A 4,682-nucleotide genomic window follows, 5' to 3' on the forward strand; every position below is an offset into this window, starting at 1 on the left:
ACGGCATCACGAGCCGTTTGATTGCGGCCGATGGTGACGGTCGGACGTCGGAACTGATACAGGCGAACGGTGGGGATCGCACCCATCCTCGATGACGAGAGGAACAGCGTCTCGTCGATGGACATGTTGCGCACGCCATCCGCAGGCTCGTCGACGAGGAGACGCCACTGCACGTTAGAGTAGCTTTTCGAGCGGCGTGTGCGCGCGGCGTTGCGAGAGGGCCACCGCTGCGCATGTGACCTGTCCATCGTAGGTGTTGACGCCCGCGTACAGGGATGTGTCGGAGCGAACCGCCTCGATGAAACCCCGGTTGGCAATCTGGAGTGCGTAGGGAAGGGTCACGTTGGTTAGCGCAAAAGTGGAGGTTCTCGGAACGGCTCCGGGCATGTTTGCCACGCAATAGTGAACGACTCCATCCACGAAATAGGTCGGATTGCTGTGGGTGGTCGGTCGGGTCGTTTCGAAGCACCCGCCCTGATCAACCGCCACGTCGACGATGACCGCTCCGTTTTTCATTTCTCGAATCATCGCCCGCGTCACGAGTTTGGGTGCCGAAGCTCCGGGGATAAGCACCGCGCCCACCACGAGATCGGCCCGACGCACGCTTTCCTCGATGGTGATGGGGTTGGACATCAGCGTCGTGACCCGACCACCAAAGATGTCGTCGAGGTACTGCATCCGCGACAGGCTCTTGTCGAGAATCGTGACGTTTCCTCCGAGGCCGACAGCCATCTTGGCCGCGTTCAATCCAACGACCCCGCCGCCGATGATGATCACCTCGCCTCGAGGCACGCCGGGCACCCCGCCCACCAGCATCCCCAGGCCCCCCTCGGCCTTCTCGAGATAGTGTGCTCCTTCCTGAATCGCCATTCGGCCGGCTACCTCGCTCATCGGAGTCAGCAATGGCAATGAACCATCCTCGGCAGTAATCGTCTCGTAGGCAATCCCGGTGACGCCGCGCTCGAGGAGAGACTCCGTGAGCGCGCTCATGGGGGCAAGATGAAGGTAGGTGAAGAGAATCTGACCGGCGCGAAGGAATGTCACTTCCTGCTCGAGCGGTTCCTTGACCTTTACGACCATTTCCGCCGCGGCGAATACGTCTTGCGCGCTAGGAACGATCTTCGCTCCGGCGGAAAGGTACTCGTCGTCCGTGATTCCGCTTCCGAGGCCCGCGCCCTGTTCGACGATCACGTCGTGGCCGCTCTCCGTCAAGGCCCGCACCCCGCCGGGAACGAGCCCGACGCGGAATTCGTTGTCCTTGAGCTCCTTTACGGTGCCGATTTTCATAAGGGCGGCCTCGCTTGCACAGGAAACTCTCGATGGTCGGTTGTCAGTTTGGACCGGCCGGCGAAGAGGTGCTCGGACCTACGCGAGGCGCCGGCCCTGGCCGACCCGCTGGATCCGTCGGTTTGGACTTCGGGTCTGCCGATGAGTCTGACTGCGCCATCTTGCTGGAGCCGCGAAAAGTGGCTCCCTCGGCTACGGCGATGACGCGAGCGGAGATGTTTCCAAATACCCGCCCGGTAGCGGTGATCTCCACCTTCCCCGAAGCCTCACAATCGCCGTGGATCTTGCCGCGAACGATGACGATCTCGGCGTGGACACTCGCCTGGACATCGCCACCTTGGCCGATGATCACGCGTTTGTCGCTATGGACCTTGCCTTCCACTCGCCCTTCGATCAGCATGTCCGTGCGGCTTCGAAGCTCGCCTTTTATCGTTGTGCCCGAGCCGATGACGGTCGGCGCCTCCGTTGGTTGCGAAGGGGCGGGCGTTGGTCTCTGACGAGGCTCGGGCGGCGCGGCCGCGCCCCCTTGGGTGTCGGGTTTCCCACCGAAAAGTCCCACGAAGCCCTCCTTATCCGGACGCGGTCGGCGTCCCCGTTACCTCAGACGATACAGTATGGCATGTGGAGCGGGCGACGGGACTCGAACCCGCGACACCAAGCTTGGGAAGCTTGTACTCTACCAACTGAGCTACGCCCGCTCGTCGGCATCCGGGGCAGCAGTATATCTCATCCGCGTTCTTGGCATCCAGGCAGCTCCCCGCGGCGTGCGATGGTCTCACGAGCCCTCGAGCGGCGCCAGTCGACTGAAGTCAGTGAGGACCGACTTGTCTCCGAGCACGACCCCGTGGTCGACAACCGCGTGGTGTCCGATGTGAGCGCTTCGGCCGATGAGTGCGCCCCGGACGCGCGCGTGCTCGCCAACTCTCACGTTCGACCAGAGCACCGAGTGGCTCACGCTCGCCCCTTCCTCGATGCGACAGTTGGACCCCAGCACGACGAAGGGCTCGAGTGCCGCGTGCGCTTTCACGACACTTCCCGGTCCGACGTAGGCCGGGCCCGTGAGCCGTGAGCCGCCCTCCAAAGTTGCTTGGGGGTCGACATAAGTGCCCCCGGCATTGGGGTTGAATCCCTCGATGGCGAGTACGCCCGAGAGGATGTCCCTGTGGACCTGGAGGTATTTCTCCGGGGTGCCGATGTCGATCCAGTAACCGCGGTGTACGTAGGCATAAAAAGGTACGTCGCCCCGAAGGAGGTTTGGAAAGAAACTCCTTTCGAAAGAGTAGTTTACGCCAGGCGGAATGGTATCGAACAGCTCGGGCTCGATGACGTAAACCCCGGCGTTGATGGTGTCGCAGGTGATCTCGTCGTCGCTCGGTTTCTCCAAGAACTGACTGACGCGTCCATCTTCGACGCATTCTACGAGGCCATAGGCCGAAGGATTCTCCACCGGCGTGAGCACGATGGTCGCCTTCGCTTTCTTGTCTTCATGAAAGCGAAGTACCGACTCGAGGTCGAGGTCGCTCAACACGTCGCCATTGAATACGATGGTTCTCTCCCGTATGAAGTTCTCGGCGTTCTTGACCGCCCCCGCTGTCCCAAGGGGCTCCGGTTCCATCGTGTAATGGATTCGCACCCCGTGGTCGCTGCCGTCGCCGAAGAGCTCTTCGATTCTCCGGGGTTGATACGAGAGCGATAGCACGATGTTCTCGATTCCCGTCCGTCGAAGAAGGTCGATCTGCAGCGCCAGGAACGGTCGATTGAGTATCGGTACGATAGGTTTCGGCGTGTTGAGCGTAAGAGGCCTGAGCCTGGTACCTTTGCCACCGGCGAGAATGACTGCGTTCATGAATACCCTGCGTGACGTCCAGTATACCGAGGGACGAGTCGCGGTGAACTCCCCAATCGCAAAAAAGCTCTTCTGCCGCCAAGACGCTTCAACCCGGCCGGGAAGCGGATTCGGAAGCCTGTGCCGTTAGCCGAATAGTGGACTTTCGATCCCGGACCGAAGATACTTAGGAATTCGAATGAGTGTCGACGATCTGAAGAAGAAGATCGACGACGGAACCGTCGAGATCGGGACCATCGGACTCGGCTACGTCGGCCTGCCTCTCGCAGTGGAGTTCGCGTCGGCGGGGCTGTCGGTCCTGGGTTTCGACGTCGACGAGAACAAGGTCTGTTCCATCCGATCCGGCCGGTCCTACGTTCCCGACGTAGACGGCGAGCGCCTTCAGGAAGCCGTCGAGAACAAGCGACTGGACGCTACGATGGATTTCGATCGCCTCGCCGAGCCGGACGCGGTCATTATTTGTGTGCCCACGCCGCTTTCGAAGACGAAGGACCCCGATCTGTCTTTCGTTGTCGAGGCGACGCGGCAGATTTCCGATCGGCTGCGTCGCGATCAGCTCGTGGTGCTCGAGAGCACGACCTACCCCGGTACCACCGAGGAGATCATCCTTCCCATGCTGGCGGCGGGGGGGCTCACGGTCGGAGAGGACTTTTTCCTGGCCTTTTCTCCGGAGCGGGTGGACCCGGGCAACGCGGTTTGGCACACTCGGAACACGCCAAAGATCATCGGGGGCATGACGTCCGCCTGTCTCAGCGTTTCGACGAGTCTCTACGCGCGGGCGGTCGACGAAGTAATCGCGGTGAGCTCGACTCGGGCGGCGGAGATGGTGAAGCTTCTGGAGAATACTTTTCGCAGCGTAAACATTGGCCTGGTGAACGAAGTGGCGCTGATGTGCAACCGCCTCGGGGTAGACGTCTGGGAGGTGATCGACGCGGCCGCCTCCAAACCGTTCGGCTTCATGCCTTTTTACCCGGGTCCGGGCCTAGGGGGACATTGCATCCCCGTCGACCCCTACTATCTGTCCTGGAAGCTCAAGACGCTCAACTATCGGGCGCGTTTCATCGAGCTTGCGGGGGAAGTCAACTCGGAGATGCCCTTTCATGTGGTCAGTCGGATCCAGGACGCGTTGAACGATCGACGCCAGAGCGTCAAAGGCGCGCGCGTTCTCCTGGTGGGTGTCTCTTACAAGCCTGACGTGGATGACGTCCGGGAGTCGCCCGCACTCGACCTCCTTCGTCTGCTCGAGCAAAAGGGTGCCGAGGTGAGCTATCACGATCCCTATGTGCCGCGATTGGTTCTCGACGGCACGAGGTTGTCTTCACGACCCCTCGCCGAAGCACTGGCCGAAAGCGATTGCGTGGTCATCGTCACCAACCATAGTTGCCTCGACGTCGAGCTCATCGTCCGCGCGTCATCACTCTTGATCGACACGCGAAATGCCACGAAACGGCTGGAGGCTCCCAACGTCAAGAAGCTCTGATGTCTAACCCCTTTTCTCGGACGGCATGACACTCCCCAACTTGCCCAATGGCCTGACACTGAGCCGGAT

The 4,682-nt window shown here is 61.1% G+C and carries 4 protein-coding genes and 1 tRNA gene; 1 reads left to right on the forward strand and 4 read right to left on the reverse strand.

All coding sequences use genetic code 11. The annotated features are described in order from the left end of the window. Positions 1-174: 174 nt before the first annotated feature. The 4 genes from ald to VEK15_04355 form a co-directional block, all read right to left on the reverse strand. Positions 175-1,287, reverse strand: coding sequence for an alanine dehydrogenase (ald, locus tag VEK15_04340; protein HXV59901.1), 1,113 nt, complete (start codon positions 1,285-1,287; stop codon positions 175-177). 43 nt (positions 1,288-1,330) lie between these two features. Further along, positions 1,331-1,846: a polymer-forming cytoskeletal protein gene (locus VEK15_04345; protein ID HXV59902.1), complete on the reverse strand. Its 516-nt coding sequence runs from the start codon at positions 1,844-1,846 to the stop codon at positions 1,331-1,333. Positions 1,847-1,909: 63 nt separating this feature from the next. After that, positions 1,910-1,985 (reverse strand) — tRNA-Gly (locus VEK15_04350). Between the two features lie 77 nt (positions 1,986-2,062). Further along, positions 2,063-3,133 carry an NDP-sugar synthase gene (locus VEK15_04355; GenBank protein ID HXV59903.1) on the reverse strand — a complete coding sequence of 357 codons (1,071 nt, stop codon included), beginning with the start codon at positions 3,131-3,133 and terminating at the stop codon, positions 2,063-2,065. Between the two features lie 178 nt (positions 3,134-3,311). Here VEK15_04355 and VEK15_04360 point away from each other — a divergent pair, with 178 nt between their 5' ends. After that, the gene (locus tag VEK15_04360; GenBank protein ID HXV59904.1) at positions 3,312-4,613 is read left to right on the forward strand and encodes a nucleotide sugar dehydrogenase; all 1,302 of its coding nucleotides are present in this window, start codon (positions 3,312-3,314) and stop codon (positions 4,611-4,613) included. Positions 4,614-4,682 lie beyond the last annotated feature (69 nt).

It is taken from the genome of Vicinamibacteria bacterium, from assembly GCA_035620555.1.
In the GTDB taxonomy this organism is placed as follows: Bacteria; Acidobacteriota; Vicinamibacteria; order Marinacidobacterales; family SMYC01; genus DASPGQ01.